Below are 19,342 nucleotides of genomic sequence, written 5' to 3' on the forward strand. Positions count from 1 at the left end.
TCATGTCACCAGGCGATCGGCTGAATAGCCTGTTGCGGCGCGAAGAGCTGATTGACCGTGTTGTCGACGATCTTCAGGTCATAAGGCCATTTCTCGCCCTTCACCCACTGGCCGCCGAAGATCGGCGTCTTGCAGATGTTCTTGTGGGGCGAGCCGTCGAACTTGATATGACCGACCAGCGTCTGCAGATCGGTAGCGACCAGGGCGTCTCGGTTGGCTGTGCGATCGAGCGGATTGGAAGAGCGCTTCAGGATGTCGAGCGCGACCTCGAGCAAGGCATGCGAATAGCCCAGCGGCTGCGTCCACTGCCGCTTCGAATCGACTTCCCATTGGCTGGCGATGTCGCTGCTGACCTGCCCGGTCAGCGACGACTTGAACGGGAACGCCGGTGTCCACCAGACCTCCGAGGACATGCCGTTGCCTAGAGGACCCATGGCCTCGACACCCCCCGGGAACAGGAGTGCCGCCGCCACCGTGACCGCCTTCGGCTTGAAGCCCTGCTGGTTGCACTGGGTGACGAAGGTCTTCAGATCGTCCGGATAGGTAATGCCGCCGATGATCTCGCAGCCCTGCTTCTTGAACTCGGCGATCTGTGCGGAAAAATCATTGGTGCGGGGCTGGAAATAGCCGGGCACCACGACCTCGTAGCCGGCCTTGCGGGTCGGCGCTGGCAAGCCATATTCGTCGTTGCCCCAGGTCTCGCCGTCGATGTTCTGCGGAAACAGCATGCCGACCTTCTTGTTGGTCTCCAGATGGCTCCAGAGTCCGACGAAGGTGTTCAGCGCCTCGTCGAGGCCCCAGAAGAAATGATAGGTCCAGCCGAAGGTCTGCTTGCCGCCGCCGCGCGGCATGATCACCGCTTGCCAGGGAGCACCGGAGGAAATGCAGGGGGTCTCATAAAGCTCGGCCTGCTCGGCCGCGGGCAGGATCGTGTCGGTGGTCGAGGCCGGTACGAGCAGATGCACCTCGTCGTTCAGGATGAGGTTGCCGGCGATTTCCGATGCCTTGTTCGGATTGGACTGGCTGTCGCGATCGAGGATCTCGATCTCGTAAGTATTGCCGTCGGCACATTGCAGCTGGCCGCCGAGCAGGGCGCGGATTTTCTGCAAGGTGTAGCCATCCGTTTCACCAAACAGGGCGAGCGGCCCGGTCGTGGGGCTGAGATAGCCGAGCTTGATCTTCCCCGCCGTCGCGGCGCGCAGATAGGTCGGCATGCCCAGCGTGCTGGCGGCAACGCCGGCTCCAATCCCCTTCAGGACGCTTCGGCGGCTGGGCCGCAAGCCCGATTTCACCAGTTTGTTGTAGTAGGTCATTGTCGGTTCCTCCCTGGGTTAAGTTTCTCCGGCCCACGGGACCGGTCTCAGTTCAAAGCTTGTTCAGGTCATCCTCAGCAGCGAGCCGCCATCGATGACGATCAGCGAGCCCGTCACGTAGGACGCGGCCGGCGACGCCAGATAGAGCGCCAGGCCCTTGATCTCTTCAGGGTCACCGATCCGGCCGATGAGCGACTGGGCCTCGAAGGCCTTGCGGTCCGCCGGATTGCGCAGCCGGCCGCCGGCGATGTTGGTGATGAACGGCCCGGGCAGGATTGCGTTGATGCGGATGTTGTAGGCGCCGAGCTCCATCGCCATGTGGCGAACGAGATGGTTCACCGCGGCCTTGGCGGGCATGTAGGGTGTACCCACGATGCTCTCGTTGATCAGCGAGGCGATGGACGACGTGACGATGATCTGGCCGCCGCCATTCGGCTTCATGTGCCGCACGGCATGCTTGATCGTGGTGTAGACCGAGGTCAGGTTTATCTCGATCACCTTGTCCCAGTGCTCGTCGGGCAGGTTCTCGATGGCGCCCTCGGGGTTCCTTTCGCCCGTCGGGGTGTTGAAGCCCGGCCCGGCGTCGATCCCGGCATTGGCGAACACGACGTCGATCGAGCCGGCCTTCTCGGCCACCTTGTCGAAGGCGGCCGCCATGGCCGCACGGTCGCCGACATCGACGACCTGGCCCCAGACATCGCCACCCGCCGCCCTGATCGCCGCCACGGTCTTCTCCAGCCCGGCAGGGTTCAGGTCGAAGATGCAGACCTTCGCCCCGTGCTCGGCCATGATCTCGGAATAGGCCTGCCCGATGCCGCTGGCGCCGCCGGTGACGATCACCGACTTGCCTCTGACATCGAACATCTTCTCAAGTGCGGCCATCAGTTTCCTCCCTTGCGCGACAGCACGAAATCGAACTCCACGTCGTAGAACGGCGCCGCGACCTCGACCCTGGCCGCGGCTTCGGCGTCCTCGACCTTGCGGAATTCGGCGAGCAGGCTTTTCTTCACGCCGAAGACGGCATCTGAATCGATGTACGGATCGTCCGGATCGAAGATGTGCGTGGTCAGCGCGTCGAAGCCCTCGGCCTCGACGATGTAGTGGAGATGCGCCGGACGATTGGGGTGGCGGCCTAGCGCGCCCAGCAGCCTGCCGACCGGACCGTCATCCGGGATCGGGTAGTATTTGGGCTTCACGCCGCGGAACCAGTAACGTCCGTCCGCACCGGTGCGGAACACCCCGCGCAGATTGAAGTCGGGCTGGATGCCCTTCTGCTGCACGTCGTAGAAACCCTCGTCATTGGCCTGCCAGACGTCGATCTTGGCGCCTGCGATCGGGTTACCCTCGGTATTGAGGATGCGGCCATGCACGAACATCGGCTCGCCCTTCTGGTCGAGGCAGATGTTCGATCCCATTGGCAATTCGGGCGCGTCGGCGACGTGGAAAGGCCCCAGCACCGTGGATTCCGAGGCACCCGACGGCTTGCGGTTGTTGATCGCATCGACCAGCATCGAGACGCCGAGAACATCCGACAGCAGGATGTACTCCTGCCGCCATTCGTTGCAGATCTGGCCCGTCTGCGTCAGGAACATGATCGCGCCGAACCATTCCTCCTGCGTCGGCTCGATCTCCTTCACCGCCTCGTGCAGCTTTCGGGTGATGACCTCCATCACCTCTTTGAGCCGCTCGTCTTTGGCGTTCCTGTTGCGCGCCACGACGACCTCGGCCGAGTTCGCCTCGGTGAAATAGCCGGATTCGTGTTCGTCAATCATGCGATCCTCCTCAGCGCGCCAGAACGGATTTGAAGACCCGGCGCAGTTCGGCCGCCGGATCGGCCGCGAGCGTTTCGGAACGCCAGGCGACGTGGTGGTCGGGACGGACGATCAGGCAGCCGGTGTCGCGGATCTCCCGCGCGCCGGCCCAGTCGCCGGCATGATCCTCGATCGTGCGGCGCGGGCCGATCACATGGCTGCGGATCGGCAGACCGAGCTCCGCGCCCACCGTCTCCGCCGCGGCGACCCACGCCTCGCCGCCAATACCGGTCAAAAGCGTGAACTCGCCATGCCCGCAAAGATCGAGCGTCGAGACCTTCCTGCCCGAGCGCTCGAACACCCAGACATGCGGCAAGCGCGCGCCCGGCCACGTCGTTGGCGCATAGTGCAGCTCGCGATCCTTCTCGAATGCCGGCTCGCGCTGGCCGTCGGTCACCACCGCGCCGGACGCATAGCGCTGGTTCATCTCGACGCCATGGGCGTCGAACTCGTACTTCTTGAAGGCGATAGCCTTGCGGAGCGCCTCGCGCTGCGCTTCGGCCGCGGGCGTCGCGTCGGCGCGGGCCTCCATGTTCCTCTGGATCTTGTCGTGATCGACGCCGCCATCCATGCCGAGCGCCTCGAAGATCGGTCCGAATTCGGCAATGGACTGGTTCGCCCGCGTCACGATCTGGCGCGCGATCGGTGCGCGCTCGGCAGAGTAGCTATCCAGAAGCCCGATGCCCGCCTGCCCCTTGACGACCTTGGCAAGCTTCCAGGCGAGATTGAACCCATCCTGGATCGATGTGTTCGAGCCGAGCCCGTTCGAGGGCGGATGCCGGTGCGCGGCGTCGCCCATGATGAACACCCGCCCCTTCTGCATGTGCGTGGCGAAGCAGTTGTTCACCGTCCAGGTGTTGGCGCCCAGGAGCTCGATCTCGAGCGCGGAATCTCCGACCAATTGACGCGCGACCTCGGTGGCCAGTTCCGGCGTTACCTCCGGCGGCGGCTGGTTGATGTCGTAGCCCCAGACGATCAGCCACTCATCCCACGGCCGCACCATGCGAACCAGACCCATGCCGATGCCGCCGACGTCGGCGCCGGGCTGCATGACCCAGTAGAGGACGCTCGGCCGGTGCGCGACGTATTTCGACAGATCGGCCCTGAACAGGATGTTCATCGAGCCGCCGACGCCCATCTTACCGTCGAGCGGCAGGCCCAGATGCTCGGCCACCAGCGAGTTGCCGCCGTCGGCGCCGACGAGGAACTTCGACCGCACGGTGAAATCCTTACCCGACAGCCGATCGCGGCAGGTCGTGGTCACGCCGTCCGCATCCTGGACATGGCTGACATATTCCGTGCTCATGCGTGCCTGCGTCCCGCGGGTGCAGGCCGACTTGAACAGGATCGGCTCCATGAAGGTCTGGGGCAAATCGTTCATGAAACAGGGAGACGACAGCAGATGTTCGGCCTTGGAGAGCGGCGCTGTACCCCAGCTCTTCATGCGGCCGATCTCCTCGCCGGCCAGGCTTTCGCAGAACACGTTCTCGCCCATCAGTTCCTGCGGCGAGGCGTGCATCATGGCCTCTGCCTCGACATCCGGACCGAGGTCGCGCAGCACTTCCATGGTGCGCTGGTTGGTGATGTGGGCACGCGGCGTGTTCGACAACCAGCGATAGCGATTGACGATCATGTTGGCCACGCCGTAGCTCGACAGCAGCGCGGCGGTGGCCGAGCCGGCCGGGCCAGTGCCGACGATCAGCACGTCGGTTTCGATATCCGCCATCAAATTCCTCCCTCGATCTTCGGACCGGTCAGCCTGCGGCGGACCGGAAACAGGTGCAGGCCATTGCGGGACGCGATCAGGCCCCAGAGCCCCTTTGGCGCAAAAAGCATCACGACAACGGCGATGAGGCCGAGCGTCATCAAGTACCAACTGCCGTAGTCGGCCAGCGCCGAGCGCAGCGCAAAGAAGACCAGCACACCGAGGATCGGCCCCTCGATGGTGCCGATGCCGCCGATGACGACAATAAAGATGACGTTGGCGGTCCAGTCGGTGACGGCAAAGGCCGCGCTCGGCGAGATGCGGGCCGTCTGCAGGAAAATCAGCGCGCCGGTCAGCCCGGTGGCAGCCGCGGCGATCAGAAAGACCGCCCATCTGAGCCGGGCGGTATCGACGCCCACCGATTGCGCCGCGTCGACATTGTCGCGCACGGCCGCCAGCGCCAGCCCGAGGCGGCTGCGCAGCAGCCAGTAGATGCCGCCCGTCACGGCCACGACCAGCGCCAAAGCCAGCCAGTAGGCCATGACATCGCGTGCCGCGGCCTCGCGGACGCCGAACAGCGCCCGGACCGCATCGGTGCCCAGGATGCTGCTCGTCGCCTCGCGCGGCAGCGACGTGCCGGTGCCGCCGCCAAGTGCCTTCCACTGCGCAACCAGCAGGCGCGTCACTTCGGCGATCACCCAGGTGCCGATGGCGAAATACGCGCCCTGCAAGCGGAACGCGAAAAAGGCCGTCGGAACCGCCAGCACCAGTGCCGCAAGGGCGCCCAGCGGGATCGCCAGGACCGGATTCCAGCCGAGCAGGATCACGCCGGCGAACATCGCGTAGGCGCCGATGCCGACGAAAGCCTGCTGGCCCACCGAGACCAGGCCGCCATAGCCCGCCAGCAGGTTCCAGATCTGCGCCAGCGTCAGCATGGTGAGGATGAAGAACAGATCCTGTATGACACCACGCGAGGCCACGGCAGGCAGCGCGAGCGCGGCGACGAGGAAGATCGGCACGATGATCGCGGTCACGGTTCCGGCGCGGGTGCGGGTTGTCAGTCGATACATGCCGGCCCTCAATCCACTGCGCGCGGAAAAAGCCCGCGCGGCCTGAGCAGCATCACGGCCAGGAAGGCGATGTGGCCGGCCAGGATCTGCCATTCCGGATTGAGCGCGGCGCCAAACGTTTGCGCCACCCCGATGATGATCCCGCCGGCAAGCGTCCCCCACAGGCTGCCGAGGCCGCCGATGATCACCGCCTCGAAGGCATAGATCAGCCGCGCCGGTCCGATCGAAGGATCGAAGTTCGCGCGCATGCCGAGATAGAGCGCCGCCAGCGTCACCACGACCATGGCGATCCCGGTGGCGATCGCGAAAATCCGCTTCGGCTCTATCCCCATCAGCCCCGCCGTCACGGCGTCGTCCGAGGTGGCGCGGAAGGCACGGCCGAGGGCGGTGTGGTAAAAGAGCGCGTTGAGCGCAATGATCGTCACGATCGCCGAGGCAAAGGTCATCAACGGCATGATCCCAACCGTGACCAGCCCTAGATCGAGCGATGCCCCTTCCAACGCGCCCACCGGAATGCGGCGGCTGTCGGCGGAGAAGGCCTCGAGCAGGCCGTTCTGCAAGGCGACCGACAGGCCGAACGTGACCAGAAGCGGCGGCAGGATGTCCTTGCCCAGCACGCGGTTCAGGACGGCGGCCTGCAGCAGCCAGCCGAGCCCGAACATCACGGGCATGGCAATCAGGGCAGCGATCCAGGGCGACAAGCCGAGCAGCGTGACGCCCATCAAAACCAGATAAGCGGCAAGAATGATGAGGTCGCCATGGGCTAGGTTCACCAGCCGCATGATGCCGAAGACGAGGCTCAACCCTGCTGCAAACAGGGCATAGAGCCCGCCCAGCAGAATCCCTTGCACGAGGGTGTCCAGCCAGATCATCGCCGCGCCACCTCGATCAGGCCACAAGGGTGCTGTGCGAGCAGACGACCGAGCCTTGGTTCCCGCGTCATGCCGCCACTCCGAAATAGGCAGAGTGGATATCTTCGCGCGTGACCTCGGCCGCCCTGGCGGCCAGCGTGACGCGACCCTCCATCATGCAGTAGACGCGGTCGGCCACTGCCAGCGCCTTGCCGATATCCTGCTCCACCAGCACGATCGCGGCGCCGCCTTGGCGGATCCTGGGAAGTGCTGCGTAGATATCGCGGATGACGACGGGCGCGAGGCCGAGGCTGATCTCGTCGCAAAGCAGCAATTCGGGGTTCGACATCAGCGCCCGGCCGATCGCCACCATCTGCTGCTGGCCACCCGAGAGCGCGGTACCGGGGCTCTTGCGCCGCTCGCCCAGGATCGGGAAAAGGTCATAGACCGCGTCGAGGCTCCACGGCCCCTGCACCTTACGCGCCTGCCCGCCGACCAGCAGATTTTCCTCGACGGTGAGCGAAGGGAACAGCCGGCGCCCCTCCGGCACCATGGCGATGCCGCGCTTCATGATCTCGGCCGAAGACAGCGCGCCGATCGGCTCGCCCCTGTGCAGCACCATGCCGGGCGCGTTGCCGATCACGCCGGTGATCGAGCGCATCAGCGTGGATTTGCCGGCGCCGTTGGCGCCGATGATCGCCACGCATTCGCCCGCGGCCACGGTGATATCCACACCGAACAGTGCCCGGAACTGGCCGTAATTCGCGGTGAGGCCGCGCGTTTCCAGCATCAGACCTCGAGCCCCAGATAGATTTCGCGAACCGCCTTCGAGGCCATGATCTCATCAGGCGCGCCGATCCCGATCACGCGCCCGAAATCCAGCACGAGGAGCCGCTCGACCACCGAATTCAGGGCATGCAGCACATGCTCGATCCAGATGATGGTGGTCCCCCTCGCGTGGATGGCTCTGATCGTCGCGACCAGGGCCTTGCATTCGCCCTCCGTCAGACCGCCCGCGATCTCGTCCAGAAGCAGAAGTTCGGGGCCTGTCGCCAAGGCGCGGGCGAGTTCCAGGCGCTTGCGGTCGAGAAGGCTCAACGAGCCGGCCACGAAATTGGCTTTCCTGAGGAGCTCCGTCGCCTCGAGGATACCAGCGCAATCCTCGACCATCTCGGCCTCGCGTCCGCCGCGGCCGAAGGCGGCGGCGGTCAAGAGATTCTCGAACACGGTCAGCCCCTCGAAAGGCTGCGGAATCTGGAAGCTGCGGCCGACGCCCATGCGCACCCGCTCCATGGCCGGAGCGCGGGTCACGTCGCGGCCGAGGAATTCGATGCGGCCCTCATTTGCAAACAAGTTTCCGGTGATCAGGTTGAAGAGCGTCGATTTTCCCGCGCCGTTCGGGCCTATAATGCCCAGCGCTTCGCCGCGCGGCACGCTGACGGTCACGGAATCCGCAACCTTCAGGGCGCCGAAGGACTTCGAAACGTTTTCCAGCCTGAGTATCATCACAGTCATCCTTGGGTCGCGCCGAACGAGGGCGGCGCAGCCGCCCCCGGCAGCGTCAGGCCAGGGCTTCCATCTTGCCAGCGGTGGGAATCTCGGTAGCGCCGGCGTTCTCGACGGTCACCAGATCGAAGCCGCCACCGGCCTTCTTCCGCCACTGGCCGCCAACGAGCGGCGTCTTGCAGACGTTCTTCGCGGCGAAAGGCGGCAGTCCCGCACCGCTCCATGCCACTTTCCCCACCACCGTCGTCATGTCGGTGGCGGCTATGGCCGCCGCGATCGCCTCGGCATTGGTCGGATCCGAAACGCGCCCCATGACATTGGCCGCCACCTCGAACAGCGAATGGACAAAACCGATCGGCTGCGTCCAGGGGCGCCCGGTCTTGGCGGTGAAATCCGCCGCGATTTCCGCCGAGCTCTCGCCCGTCACGGACGATTTGAACGGATGCGAGGCCGACCACCAGACCTCGGATGAGAGGTTGTGGCCAGCATCGCCCAGCGTCTCGACCGATTGCGGAAAGAGGATCGCTTTGGCCACCGTTATCGCCTTGGGCTTGAAGCCCTGCTGGCGGGCCTGGTTCCAGAAGGTGGTGAAGTCCGGCGGAATGACCACACCGGTGACGATCTCGGCATTGGCCGCCTTGAAGGCGTTGACCTGCGCGGTGAAATCGTCCGACAGGTTCTGATAGCGGCCGGGATCGGCAAGGCTGAAACCGGCGGCATCGAGGCCCGGCTTCAAGCCGTTCTTCGGATCACCCCAGGCATTGCCGTCGGCATCGTTGGGGAACAGCCCTCCCACCTTGCCGTTGGTGGAAAGCTGCTTCCACATGCCGGTGTAGACGGCGATGATGTCCTCGAGACCCCAGAAATAGTGATAGGCGAAGTTGAAAGGCTTCCACGAGGACGGATCGGCCGGATTGCCCTGCTGGCCGATGAACCAGGGCTGCCACGGCGCCATCGTCGAGATCACCGGCACGCCCTCCGCCTCGCAGGTGGTGGCCACCGGATTGGTGTTCTCGGGCGTCGAGCCGACGAGCATCAGGTTGATCTCGTCATCGACGATCAGGCTCTTGGCTACCTCGGCCGCGCGGTTGGGGTTCGACTGGCTGTCCTTGACGATGACCTCGAAGTTCTTGCCCGCCTCGGAAGCGAGGAAGGCCTTGATGTTGTAGGCGTCGCTTTCCGCGAAGCCGGCGAGCGGCCCCGTCTGCGGCGAAACATAGCCCAGGCGGATCTTGGCGCCTTGCGCGATGGCCGGCGTCGCCAGGCGCGAACCGGCGAGCGCCAGGCCTGTCGCCGCCGAGGCTTTCAGTAGGCTGCGTCTTGTGATCATGTTTGGTTCCTCCCTCTTGTTTTGTTCTCAGTCCCCCGGACGGCGTCCCTCCCACGCCGCCTGAAGGAGTTCCCTTATCGATCCCGGATCAATCGGCCTTGGATTCGCATAGGCATTCTTCACCGCGATTGCCGCCGCGCGGTCGAGATCGGCCTCCTCGATGCCGATCGCCTTCAGGCTCAGCGGAGAGCCGACCGACTGTGCGAAATCCCAGAGCCCGCCGCCCGCCGAACCACCACCGAATGCCTCAGCGATCGGGCGCAGCAGATCGGGCACCGCCGCTTCGTTGAAGGCGGTCGTGTAGGGCAGCAGGATGGCGTGGGTTTCGGCGTGCGGCGTGTCGAACGAGCCGCCGAAGACGTGCGCCAGCTTGTGATGCAGCGCCATCGAGACATAGCCGAGTGCGGTCGAGCAGCACCACGCCGCATAGAGCGCCTGCGTCCGCGCCGCGCGATCCTGCGGATTGCCGATCAACCTTGGAATGCCTTCCCGAAAGGCAACCATGGCATCCCTGCACATCAGCACGATGACCGGATTGCGATCGGGGGCATACAAGGCTTCCATCGCATGAGCGATCGCGTTCATCGCCGAGGTTACGGTGAGATTTACCGGCAAGCTCAGTGTCAGATCGACGTCGTAGATCACCGTCTCTGGGCGAATGTCCGGCGAGCGGCGGGTGGTCTTCTCGCCGGCTGCCGTCTCGCCGAGTATGTCGGTCATTTCCGAGCCGGCATAGGTGGTGGGAATGACCACCTGGTCGGCGCCCGTGCGCACGGCAATGGCCTTGCCGAGCCCAGTGGTCGAGCCGCCGCCGAGGCTGACGACCGCCGAAGCGCCACTGCCGCGGAAGGTATCGATGGCCTTTTCCGTGACCTCGACAGGGGTATGCATGACCGCGCCGGCAAAGATCCCGGCGGCGAGGCCACCAAGGCTTGCGGCCAGCCTTTCCGCATCGCCCTTCTGATGCGGCGTCGAAAGCACCATCACCTTTTCATGGCCGAGCCGCCGGACTTCCTCCTCGACGCGAGCCATGGTGCCGGCACCGAAGACCACCCGTGTCGTCAGGCCCGGAAAGGTGAAGCTGTCCATCATCGCGCCGCCTCCATGCGCGGGCCACGCCCGGCCGCGAGGTCGTCGAGGATAGTGCCCAGCATGGCAATCTCGGCGTCCGAGACCTCATGGCCGCGGCCCGGGAACAGATCGGCCCGCAGGCTCGCGCCAATCCGGCCCAGCGATTGCGCGGCATCGGCAAACGCCGAGACCGGTATCCACGGATCGGCATCACCACCGGAAAGATAAATCGGCATTCCGGCCGGCGCCGCCTCGGATCTTTCGTCCGCCGGAACGCCGACACGGCAGCCCGTGAAGGCCGCCAAAGCGTCCGGCGGCGGCAGCCCCGCACAGAGATATTCGATCGAGAGACACGCCCCTTGCGAGAAGCCCGCGAGAAGCAGCGGCAGTCCGGGCAGTTCGGCACGCGCCGCAACCATTGCGGCCGCAAGGTGGTCGAGCGCGTCAGAGAGCTGCGCGCGGGCGACCGACGTCAACGGGTCGACGGCACGCGCCTCCCACCACATGCCGTGCGGCGCGCGCGGCAGGATGAAGGCCACGGCCGACGCGGAAAGCCGCGACAGCACATGGGACTGCATCTCTTCGGGCGATTGGCCGCGGCCGTGGACGAAGACGCAAATCGCCTTAGCCTCCGGGCCTCTTGGCCCAAGCCGGAGCGGACCGCTGCCTGAACTCACGCGAAATCCGCCTGTTCCAGGCCGGCCTGCAATTCGCTCTCGCGGTCCTTGAACCAAGGCGGGAAGACCAGCGTCTTGCCGATCTGGCCCGGAGGCTCGTCCTTGGCCCAGCCTTCCGGCGTGGTCCAGGCAATTTCGAACAGCGCGCCGCCGGGCGAGCGGACATAACAGGACTTGAAGTAGTTGCGGTCCTTCTGCTCCGATATGTCCGTGAAGCCGAGGCCCTCGATATGAGCGCGCAGCTTCAACTGGTTCTCTTCGTCGCCGGTGTTGAGGGCGAGGTGGTGGATCGTGCCTCCCGCCAGAGTCCAGGTGCCCTGCGGGCTGTCGCGGTCGACAATGACCTCCACGCGCTGTGCGACGCCGGCCGCATCCGGCACGCGGAACACGAGCCCCTCGTGGTCGTCGGCCTCTTTCTCCATCGGCAATGCGATGGTCAGGAAGTCGTCCATGGCGGTGCGGTCCATCACCGCCACCACGGCGCCGTAGATTCCCTTGATGCCGTGGGCCTTGCCGATGCCCTGCGCCTCGTTGGTGATGGGCGCGCGGGGATCCCTGTCGCTTTCCACCAGCTCATGCGGGATGCCGCAGGGATGTGCGAAAGCCGCACGGTCGGCGCCAAAACGGGTGATCTTGATGGCCTCGATGCCGCGCGCATTCAACCGGTCGACCCAGAAATCCGCGGCGCCCCTGGGGATCGACTGCATGATGGTGCGCGACTGATTGGACCCGCGGCGGCCATAGACGCCCGGCTTGCGGAACGGGAAGGTGGTGATGATCGTCGACGCATCGCCATTGGGCGAGCCGTAATAGAGGTGGTAGACCGGGATGACGCCGTCGAACAAGACGGTGCGCTTCACCGAATGCAGGCCGAGCGCCTTGGTATAGAAATCAAAATCTTCCTGAGCGCTGTCGGTCGAGAGCGTCAAATGGTGGTAGCCGCTGATACGTGCCATCGGTCATCTCCTCCCAGAGGTTTCGGTATCGCTCCGCCGCTGCGGGCAGAGCACGAGGTTGAGGTCGAGCGCGTGCTTGCGTTTTCCTCCATTGGGCGGCAGCGCGCGGAACTCGGCCATGAGTTCGGGTTTGACCCCGAAGATGGCATCCCGGCCGATCGCAGGGTCCGACCGGTCGAAGATGTGGGTCGTCAGCGTCTCGAAGCCCTCCGCCGAGACGCGAAAATGGATATGGGCCGGCCGCTCGAGGCCAAGGCCCAGCGCTGACATCAATTGACCGACCGGTCCGTCCGACGGCAGCGTGTAGCCCTTCGGCTTCACCGTCGTGAAGCGGAACCGTCCCTGCGGATCGGTACGGAAGCGTCCGCGCAGATTGAATTCCGGCTGGCGGTCGGGTTCCTGGTTCTCGTAGAGACCCTCGGCATTGGCCTGCCAGATCTCGACCGTCGCATCGCCGACCCCCGCGCCGTCGAGCGCGACGATGCGGCCCGCGACCTCCAGCGGCTCGCCCTTGTGATCGCGCGAGATGTTCGCGCCGGGTGGCATCTCCGGCACGTCGGCCCGGTAGAAGGGCCCGGCCAGGGTGTTTGGTGTCGCTCCGGCGGGGCGCGGGCTGTTCTGATCCTCGATCAGCGAAGACACGCCCAGGACGTCGGCGAACAGCACCCATTCCTGGCGCCGCGCATCGGCGTAGTGGCCAACCTCGGTCAGAAAATCGATCGCCTGGCGGAATTCCTCGCCGGAGGGCCGCAACTCCACGATCAGCGCGTGCAAACCATCCACGGCTGCCTGCGCCGCCGCCGCCAGGCGGGACTGGCCCATTGCCGTCAGGCGCCGCGAGAATTCCTCGGCCTGCGTCGATATCGCCTTGGGGGACTCATCCCGCTTCGGGTCGTGCTGGCCGTGCATTCCGCCGGGGCCTCCCTTCCCCTTGCCAAGCGGGATAGCACGGCCCGACGCGATGCTTGATGAGATGTGACGTCCCTTGTATAGCGTTTTGCTATGAAGCTGAACGAGCGCCACCTCATGCAGCTCGCCGCGGTGCTGGATGCCGGCGGCGTGTCGGAAGGAGCCGCCATGCTGGGCTTGACCCAGCCGGCGGTCAGCCGATCACTGGCCATGCTGGAGGCGCGGGTGGGTGAGCCGCTGTTCCTCAAGGGCCGCCGGCCGCTGCAGGCGACGCCGCTCGGCTTCCAGCTGGCGGCGCAGGGCCGCACGATCATCACCGCGTCGCGCAAGGCGTCGGATGCGGTGCAGGGCTTCATGAAAGGCACCAAAGGTGTCGTCCGTGTCGGCGGCGTGCCGTTCTTCATGGACGCGATGATCAGCCGGATGATCGGAGAATTCCAGAAGCTCGAACCCGAGGTCACCGTTCAGCAGAGCTACATGAACCTGCCCGAGATGGTCGCGGCGCTGGACAGCAACCAGATCGACCTCGGCATCGTGCCGATCGGCGTGCTCGACCTTGGTCCCGGCTTCGAATTCACCGAAATCCTGCCCGGACGCAATGTCGTGGCTTGCCGGCCCGATCATCCCCTGCTGCGAAATCGCCGCCTCAGGGCGCATGACCTGACCAGCTTTCCCTGGGTGGCTCCCCTGCCCGGCTCTCCGCTGATGTCGGACCTGCAGATGATCCTGATGAGCATCGGCATGTCGGACCTGAACATCCGCTATTCGGGAGGCTCGCTGATGAGCGTGATCAACTTCCTTGCCGAAACCGATGCGTTGGCCGTGCTGCCATTCTCCGTAGTCTTCGCGCAGCGCAAGGAGAGCCGGGTTACGGTGCTGCCCTATGAAATCCCGCAGCCCAGCCGCTCACTCGGTATCCTTCGCCGGGTCAGCGGACCACGCTCACCGGCGGCAGAGCGCTTCGCCGGCCACGTCACGACCGCCTTCGAAAACCTGAAGCACATCATCAAACGGCATGAGAATGCCGTTGTCTGGGGACGGTAAACCAGCCTCGCTATTCGAATGATGCGGTAGCGTCACACAACGCGCATGTTTCCTCCAGCCGGAGGCGCTTCATCCCCGCGTCGCCGGTTAGGCTCGACGGCCGCCCGCCCCCAAAAGCCGTCGGGCCGCCAGAAATCCCGATATCCTATTGGTCACGCCCTCCTCCACCTCGCCATCACTGCGTAAACGCTTTGGACATCTGATCCGCAAAGGGTTTCAACAGATAAGACCAGACATTGCGTTCGTCGGTGCGGATATGAACCTCGGCGGGCATACCTGGCCTCAGCACCTTCGCTTCGGTCAGGCAGCTCGATTTGCTTTCAACCTTGATACGCGCCGAAAAATAGGAAAGCTGACGTTGCGGGTCTTTAATCAGATCTGCCGAGATGTGTTTCACTGACCCTTGGCAGACCGGAGTGGTTCCCACGTCGAACGCCGGAAAACGGATTGATACCGGCTGCCCAGGCCGGACATCGTCGACCCGCGACGGAGGGATCAGCGCGTCCACCACAAGATCGTCGGTATCAGGTACGATGGTCATAAGCATCTCGCCAGGCGCGATAACGCCGCCGACGGTATGGACAGCCGATTCCTGTATCGTTCCGGACTGTGGCGCGCGGATCGTTGTCTTGGTCAGTTCATCCTGCGCCACAATCCTCCGTTCGTTGAGTTCGGTCTGTTTGGCTTCGGTCTCGCGGAGTTCGGTCGTCACGTCGGTGCGCCTTTGGTCATCCAGCTGCAGCATCTGCAACCCCGTTTCGCTGATGCGCGCCTGGGCTTCAGCTACTGCTGCAGCGAGGCGACCCGATTCTCCCCTGGCCCGGGTGGCATCCAACTTGATGTTGCTTACCCTCTCCTTGGAGACGAGTTTTTTGGCGTAGAGGGAATCAACGTCGGCGAAATCCTTGCTCAGCAGGGCAACCGATTCATCCACCGCGCTCTGTTGCGCTTTAAGACCGTCGATCTGACGTTCAAGTTGCTGGGATTGGCTTCTCAGCTGTGCCTTCTGTCCAGCCAAAGCCGAAGAGCGCGTTTCAAAGAGAGCGCGTTCGCCGTTGACGAGCGCAGCCAGCTCCGGTTGGTTCATTCGCGCTTTCAGGCCGACCGGCAGCTGCATTTCCGCCAAGCCCGTGCGCTCGGCCTCCAGCCGGGCGAGGCGAACGGTCGCGCGATCGAGATCCTCGCTGATGATTTGCAGGTTCGCGCGTGTCAGCGTGTCATCCAGCCTGACCAGCACGTCGCCGGCTCGCACATGATCTCCGTCCTGCGCGAAGATCCCGCCCACTGTTCCTCCGGTTTGATGCTGGACCTTCTTGACGTTGCTTTCTACCACCACGGTGGCCGGTGCAACCACGGCGCCGGCGATCTTGGTCAATCCCAGCCACAGGCCGCCGCCGAGGACCAGCAGACCTGTAATCACCAAGCCGAATATCAGGTTGGCCCGTATACCGTCCGGCAGATCTGGCGAGCTCACGGCAGGTCCTTTGCTGCCACGAAGGGTCCGGGCATAGGACGAGAAGGTGACGAATGTTTCGAGCAGAGCCTCATGCATGCCCGGCAACCCCCGGTATCGGCGCCAAAGAAGATGGCCGAGGTGAAACAGGCGGTGAAGGTCGGAGCACGTTCGCCAAGACCTCCTCGCGCGAGCCAAAGGCATGAACCGTCCCGTTCGACATAACCAGCACCTGATCGATGTTGGCGAGTGCCGAGGGACGATGCGCAACGACAATGACGATGCCCCCGCGCTGACGCACTGCCCGTATGGCGCCGGCCAGGGCAGCGTCTCCATCCACGTCGAGGTTCGAGTTCGGTTCGTCGAGCACGACAAGGAACGGCTCGCCATAAAGGGCTCGGGCGAGACCCACGAGTTGCCTCTGCCCTGCCGACAGGGCTGCTCCCCCCTCCCCGATGCGGGTCTGAAATCCCTGAGGGAGTTGCATGATCATTTTCTCGACGCCGGCGGCTCTTGCCGCCGCAAGGACGCCTTTTGGATCCGTCTTGCCTCGGAACCTCGAAATGTTGTCTGCTACCGTGCCGTCAAACAACTCCACATCCTGCGGCATGTAGCCGATATGGGCGCCGAGATGTTCCGAGTTCCATTGATCGAGAGAGGCGCCGTCCAATCTCACCGAGCCATGGAGCGGCTTCCACACCCCGACCAACGAACGGGCCAGCGTCGTCTTGCCGGAGCCGCTCGGGCCGACGACGGCCATTCCAGCCCCCCTCGACAGGTGGAAACTTACATTTACAACGGTCGGTCTTGTCAGGCCGGGCGGCGCGACTGTCAGTTGCTCGACGGCAAATCGTGCCTGTGGACGAGGCAATTCCATCGGATCGTCCTGACTGCCAAATGCAGCCATGACAGCTGCCAGTTCGCTATAGCTGCGCCGGGTCGATAGAAAACCTCTCCAGTTTGCAATGGCCGCGTCAACTGGGGCCAAGGCCCGGCCGAGCAATATGGAAGATGCGATAATCACCCCAGGAGAAGCTTCACCGCCGATGACCAGGTAGGCACCGAGCCCCAGAACGCCGGATTGCAGACCCATGCGAAGCGCCTTCGAGAAGGAACTGGCGCCACCGACGACATCCGAGAGGCGCTCCTGCTGACCAAGATATGCGCGGCTGACGTCGCTCCAGCGTCGAGCCAGTCGACCAGAAAGCCCCATTGCATGAACAACCTCGGCGTTGCGCCGGGCGGAGTCGGCAAGCGCCCGTTGCGACGACAAGTCTTCGGAGGCGCGCGCGGCCGGACCACGGCTAAAGACTTCCGCAACCGCCGTCAGGAGGACCACGGCGATCGCGCCGACGGTTGCCAACAAGCCGAGCAAAGGATGGAGCAAATAAATGATCACCAGATAAAAAGGGATCCACGGAGCGTCGAAGATGACCGTCGGTCCCGTTCCGGAAAGAAAGCCGCGCAGTCGGTCAAGATCGTGCAAAGGCTGCAAGCGGCCCGCATCACGTCCTGCCTTGAGCGGCAAGGACAGGGAGATGGAGAACACCTTTTGCTGCAAATTTCTATAGAGAAGACTGCCGATGCGGACCAGCACGCGAAGCCGCACGAAATCCAGGAGCCCGTAGACCGCATACAAGCCCAGCATGCCGATCGTGAATCCCACCAGGGTGGGAACGCTCTGCGACGGCAGAACGCGATCGTAGATCTGCAACATATAGACCGAACCGGTCAGGGCGAGAATGTTTATCACTGCCGAAAACAGCGCCACGCCAAGCAGCCCAGGCATGCAGGCGAGAATGGCGGAACGCAGCTCGGGAGAACCGGCCCCCGATGTTTTCATGACCAGCGGTCGTTCGCGCGACACTGCCGCGCCGTTACTTCCGTAAATTGTGATGGCTCAAACCTTTCTTGGTGCGCATAGCAGCCGCTATCCGTCGCCCCCCTTATTACGCTCTGCTTACATACGTCGACTTTGAGGAAAATGCAGCGGATTCGTGGCGCAGGACCAACGAAACGCGACCCGCAGCGTGCACAGGCTGGGGATAACTCCCCCAAAAAACGGCAATTCACGCTAGTAACGCAGTCCAGAATGGAACACGCAAAAGGGGCTTATGTCCTTGCTTCCACACACTTTCAAAGACGCCACGGTCGTTGACACAAAATACCTGATGCGGAGCAACAACTTAGATCAATCAAACCTTTTGTCGTTCTGTATTCTGTATTTGATCTCGCCCCGATACACCAATCACCCGAGCAGACCATCAGTCTCCCAGACTTCCAGAGGCGGCAAATTGACGACCGTCAGGCCGGCACGCCGGATCGTCATTCAAACGGAGGAGGACGGTGATCGAGCCTGACGTATTGTGGTTTAACGCATGCGCAGGGATGGCGACTGGAGGGCTCGTTCACCTCGGGGCGCTGGCCGACGGGTTCGACCGGCCCCATCTGTGACGGCTGCCAACCTGCCCAAGGAGGCGGATCGCGCCTTCGCCATCGTCGTTATCAGAGCGGACGCCGCGTTAGCCGTGCGTTATCCGCGTAGTGGGGTGTTGCGTGGAAAAGAAGTATCGGAAATTAAGAAGAGCTGTCTGGGAAACGATATATAGGGTCAGCTTGATAACCCCGAATTTCTACGTTCTGAACTACCCCATAGCAGCAGCGGGATTCTTTAACGGGAACAACAGGTTCCCAAGACGGGTTTCCAGTCAATCGGCTACGATAAATGATTTTATATTTGACAGAATGATACGAAATAGATGGGGATACCTGGAGAAGATTTGCGTTGATAAGCATTATGCTAAGTACATAGCTAGTGGAATCGCAGGCCTTAAAATCCCAAAGACGATCTCTGTATTCAAGATAGATAGAAATACGACGGCAGATGACATTTTACTTTGGATCCAGCCTTTCCTCGGACGTCATTTCGTGATGAAGCCGACCCATTCCTCTGGAAAAATTATATTCCTCGACAAACCGCTCAATAGGAAAACTCTAGAGGAATTCTTAAATTTCTCTAAGAGGTCGTACTTTAATATCGGACGAGAGACACAATATTATAAAATGGAAAAGAAATTAATTGTCGAAGACAACATTTCTACTGGTGGTGAATTAAGTGACTACAAATTCTTTTGCGTTCGCGGCAAGGCAATTTATCTTCAGGTCGACGTCGGTAGATTTGTTGATCATAAAAGGGCTGTCTTTTCTCTTCCGGATTTTAAGCAGATTGATGTCATGTATGGTTATGACCTACCAGAAAACGTAGAAAGGCCGGAAAATCTCGAAAAAATGATCGAGATCGCGGAAACGATATCTAGGGATGTTGAGTTTGTCAGGGTCGATTTGTACAGCATTAACGGTGACATATATTTTGGAGAGATGACTTTTTCTCCATGCGCTGGGTCGGATCATATTTCAAACGAGAGTTGGGCCATCGATTTTTTAAATAGGATCAAAGCAGAAAGTGCTCCTAAAGCAGCGATAGGTGGCCGCTTCACGCCGCAAGCGGCACGATCTTTCGACCGTCAAGTTGGCGGGTGAGCCGCGAGGGCGTCAGCGCAAGCCTCGGTTCATGTGCCGAGGCACCCCAATTGGCTTTCCCCTAGTTGGGGATAACCCGGTCGGGAAAGGCGGATATTTCCCAATC

Annotated in this window: 17 protein-coding genes; 2 read left to right on the forward strand and 15 right to left on the reverse strand. The window is 62.9% G+C overall.

The window, feature by feature from the left end; all coding sequences use genetic code 11:
• Window positions 1-5 precede the first annotated feature (5 nt).
• From RPF88_RS16235 to RPF88_RS16295, 13 genes are all read right to left on the reverse strand, one after another.
• Window positions 6-1,313, reverse strand: coding sequence for an ABC transporter substrate-binding protein (locus RPF88_RS16235; protein ID WP_063167504.1), 1,308 nt, complete (start codon window positions 1,311-1,313; stop codon window positions 6-8).
• 63 nt (window positions 1,314-1,376) lie between these two features.
• Window positions 1,377-2,195, reverse strand: a complete 819-nt coding sequence (locus RPF88_RS16240) for an SDR family NAD(P)-dependent oxidoreductase (protein ID WP_013533089.1) — start codon at window positions 2,193-2,195, stop codon at window positions 1,377-1,379.
• Window positions 2,195-3,085, reverse strand: coding sequence for an intradiol ring-cleavage dioxygenase (locus RPF88_RS16245; protein WP_063167503.1), 891 nt, complete (start codon window positions 3,083-3,085; stop codon window positions 2,195-2,197). The genes RPF88_RS16240 and RPF88_RS16245 overlap by 1 nt, the downstream gene beginning before the upstream one ends.
• A 10-nt stretch (window positions 3,086-3,095) precedes the next feature.
• Complete coding sequence (locus RPF88_RS16250; protein ID WP_063167502.1) at window positions 3,096-4,850, reverse strand: FAD-dependent oxidoreductase; 1,755 nt, start codon at window positions 4,848-4,850, stop codon at window positions 3,096-3,098.
• A complete protein-coding gene (locus RPF88_RS16255) occupies window positions 4,850-5,899 on the reverse strand; it encodes a branched-chain amino acid ABC transporter permease (protein WP_063167501.1) in 1,050 nt (349 codons plus the stop codon). Before RPF88_RS16255 ends, RPF88_RS16250 begins: the two co-directional genes overlap by 1 nt.
• 8 nt (window positions 5,900-5,907) lie before the next feature.
• Window positions 5,908-6,771, reverse strand: coding sequence for a branched-chain amino acid ABC transporter permease (locus RPF88_RS16260; protein WP_013533093.1), 864 nt, complete (start codon window positions 6,769-6,771; stop codon window positions 5,908-5,910).
• Between the two features lie 67 nt (window positions 6,772-6,838).
• Window positions 6,839-7,540, reverse strand: coding sequence for an ABC transporter ATP-binding protein (locus RPF88_RS16265; protein WP_063171519.1), 702 nt, complete (start codon window positions 7,538-7,540; stop codon window positions 6,839-6,841).
• Window positions 7,540-8,256 carry an ABC transporter ATP-binding protein gene (locus RPF88_RS16270; protein ID WP_063170177.1) on the reverse strand — a complete coding sequence of 239 codons (717 nt, stop codon included), beginning with the start codon at window positions 8,254-8,256 and terminating at the stop codon, window positions 7,540-7,542. Before RPF88_RS16270 ends, RPF88_RS16265 begins: the two co-directional genes overlap by 1 nt.
• A 55-nt stretch (window positions 8,257-8,311) precedes the next feature.
• A complete protein-coding gene (locus tag RPF88_RS16275; protein WP_063167499.1) occupies window positions 8,312-9,586 on the reverse strand; it encodes an ABC transporter substrate-binding protein in 1,275 nt (424 codons plus the stop codon).
• Window positions 9,587-9,613: 27 nt separating this feature from the next.
• Window positions 9,614-10,678 carry a maleylacetate reductase gene (locus RPF88_RS16280; RefSeq protein WP_013533097.1) on the reverse strand — a complete coding sequence of 355 codons (1,065 nt, stop codon included), beginning with the start codon at window positions 10,676-10,678 and terminating at the stop codon, window positions 9,614-9,616.
• On the reverse strand, window positions 10,675-11,334 hold the full coding sequence (locus RPF88_RS16285) for an alpha/beta hydrolase (RefSeq protein WP_013533098.1): 660 nt from the start codon (window positions 11,332-11,334) through the stop codon (window positions 10,675-10,677). The genes RPF88_RS16280 and RPF88_RS16285 overlap by 4 nt, the downstream gene beginning before the upstream one ends.
• Entirely contained in the window at window positions 11,331-12,290 is a 960-nt protein-coding gene (locus RPF88_RS16290; RefSeq protein WP_013533099.1) for a VOC family protein, read from the reverse strand. Before RPF88_RS16290 ends, RPF88_RS16285 begins: the two co-directional genes overlap by 4 nt.
• Window positions 12,291-12,293: 3 nt before the next feature.
• The gene (locus RPF88_RS16295) at window positions 12,294-13,199 is read right to left on the reverse strand and encodes a dioxygenase family protein (protein ID WP_063167498.1); all 906 of its coding nucleotides are present in this window, start codon (window positions 13,197-13,199) and stop codon (window positions 12,294-12,296) included.
• A 93-nt stretch (window positions 13,200-13,292) separates the two neighbouring features.
• Between RPF88_RS16295 and RPF88_RS16300 the strand changes: the two genes are divergently transcribed.
• Window positions 13,293-14,243, forward strand: a complete 951-nt coding sequence (locus RPF88_RS16300) for a LysR family transcriptional regulator (RefSeq protein WP_013533101.1) — start codon at window positions 13,293-13,295, stop codon at window positions 14,241-14,243.
• 175 nt (window positions 14,244-14,418) lie between these two features.
• Here the strand turns inward: RPF88_RS16300 and RPF88_RS16305 are convergent, their stop codons facing one another.
• Together RPF88_RS16305 and RPF88_RS16310 are read right to left on the reverse strand one after the other, a co-directional pair.
• A complete protein-coding gene (locus RPF88_RS16305) occupies window positions 14,419-15,795 on the reverse strand; it encodes an HlyD family type I secretion periplasmic adaptor subunit (protein WP_013533102.1) in 1,377 nt (458 codons plus the stop codon).
• Window positions 15,788-17,539: a type I secretion system permease/ATPase gene (locus tag RPF88_RS16310; RefSeq protein ID WP_063167497.1), complete on the reverse strand. Its 1,752-nt coding sequence runs from the start codon at window positions 17,537-17,539 to the stop codon at window positions 15,788-15,790. Before RPF88_RS16310 ends, RPF88_RS16305 begins: the two co-directional genes overlap by 8 nt.
• Window positions 17,540-18,252: 713 nt before the next feature.
• Here RPF88_RS16310 and RPF88_RS16315 point away from each other — a divergent pair.
• Entirely contained in the window at window positions 18,253-19,236 is a 984-nt protein-coding gene (locus RPF88_RS16315) for an ATP-grasp fold amidoligase family protein (RefSeq protein ID WP_164745800.1), read from the forward strand.
• Window positions 19,237-19,342 lie beyond the last annotated feature (106 nt).

This window comes from Mesorhizobium sp. ISC11 (assembly GCF_037162595.1).
GTDB lineage: Bacteria > Pseudomonadota > Alphaproteobacteria > Rhizobiales > Rhizobiaceae > Mesorhizobium > Mesorhizobium ciceri.

Bases quoted from the DNA above. Each gene is read 5' to 3' on its own strand.
- RPF88_RS16235 (WP_063167504.1), bottom strand. From the start codon at position 1,313: ATGACCTACTACAACAAACTGGTGAAATCGGGCTTGCGGCCCAGCCGC.
- RPF88_RS16240 (WP_013533089.1), bottom strand. From the start codon at position 2,195: ATGGCCGCACTTGAGAAGATGTTCGATGTCAGAGGCAAGTCGGTGATC.
- RPF88_RS16245 (WP_063167503.1), bottom strand. From the start codon at position 3,085: ATGATTGACGAACACGAATCCGGCTATTTCACCGAGGCGAACTCGGCC.
- RPF88_RS16250 (WP_063167502.1), bottom strand. From the start codon at position 4,850: ATGGCGGATATCGAAACCGACGTGCTGATCGTCGGCACTGGCCCGGCC.
- RPF88_RS16255 (WP_063167501.1), bottom strand. From the start codon at position 5,899: ATGTATCGACTGACAACCCGCACCCGCGCCGGAACCGTGACCGCGATC.
- RPF88_RS16260 (WP_013533093.1), bottom strand. From the start codon at position 6,771: ATGATCTGGCTGGACACCCTCGTGCAAGGGATTCTGCTGGGCGGGCTC.
- RPF88_RS16265 (WP_063171519.1), bottom strand. From the start codon at position 7,540: ATGCTGGAAACGCGCGGCCTCACCGCGAATTACGGCCAGTTCCGGGCA.
- RPF88_RS16270 (WP_063170177.1), bottom strand. From the start codon at position 8,256: ATGATACTCAGGCTGGAAAACGTTTCGAAGTCCTTCGGCGCCCTGAAG.
- RPF88_RS16275 (WP_063167499.1), bottom strand. From the start codon at position 9,586: ATGATCACAAGACGCAGCCTACTGAAAGCCTCGGCGGCGACAGGCCTG.
- RPF88_RS16280 (WP_013533097.1), bottom strand. From the start codon at position 10,678: ATGATGGACAGCTTCACCTTTCCGGGCCTGACGACACGGGTGGTCTTC.
- RPF88_RS16290 (WP_013533099.1), bottom strand. From the start codon at position 12,290: ATGGCACGTATCAGCGGCTACCACCATTTGACGCTCTCGACCGACAGC.
- RPF88_RS16295 (WP_063167498.1), bottom strand. From the start codon at position 13,199: ATGCACGGCCAGCACGACCCGAAGCGGGATGAGTCCCCCAAGGCGATA.
- RPF88_RS16300 (WP_013533101.1), top strand. From the start codon at position 13,293: ATGAAGCTGAACGAGCGCCACCTCATGCAGCTCGCCGCGGTGCTGGAT.
- RPF88_RS16305 (WP_013533102.1), bottom strand. From the start codon at position 15,795: ATGCATGAGGCTCTGCTCGAAACATTCGTCACCTTCTCGTCCTATGCC.
- RPF88_RS16310 (WP_063167497.1), bottom strand. From the start codon at position 17,539: ATGAAAACATCGGGGGCCGGTTCTCCCGAGCTGCGTTCCGCCATTCTC.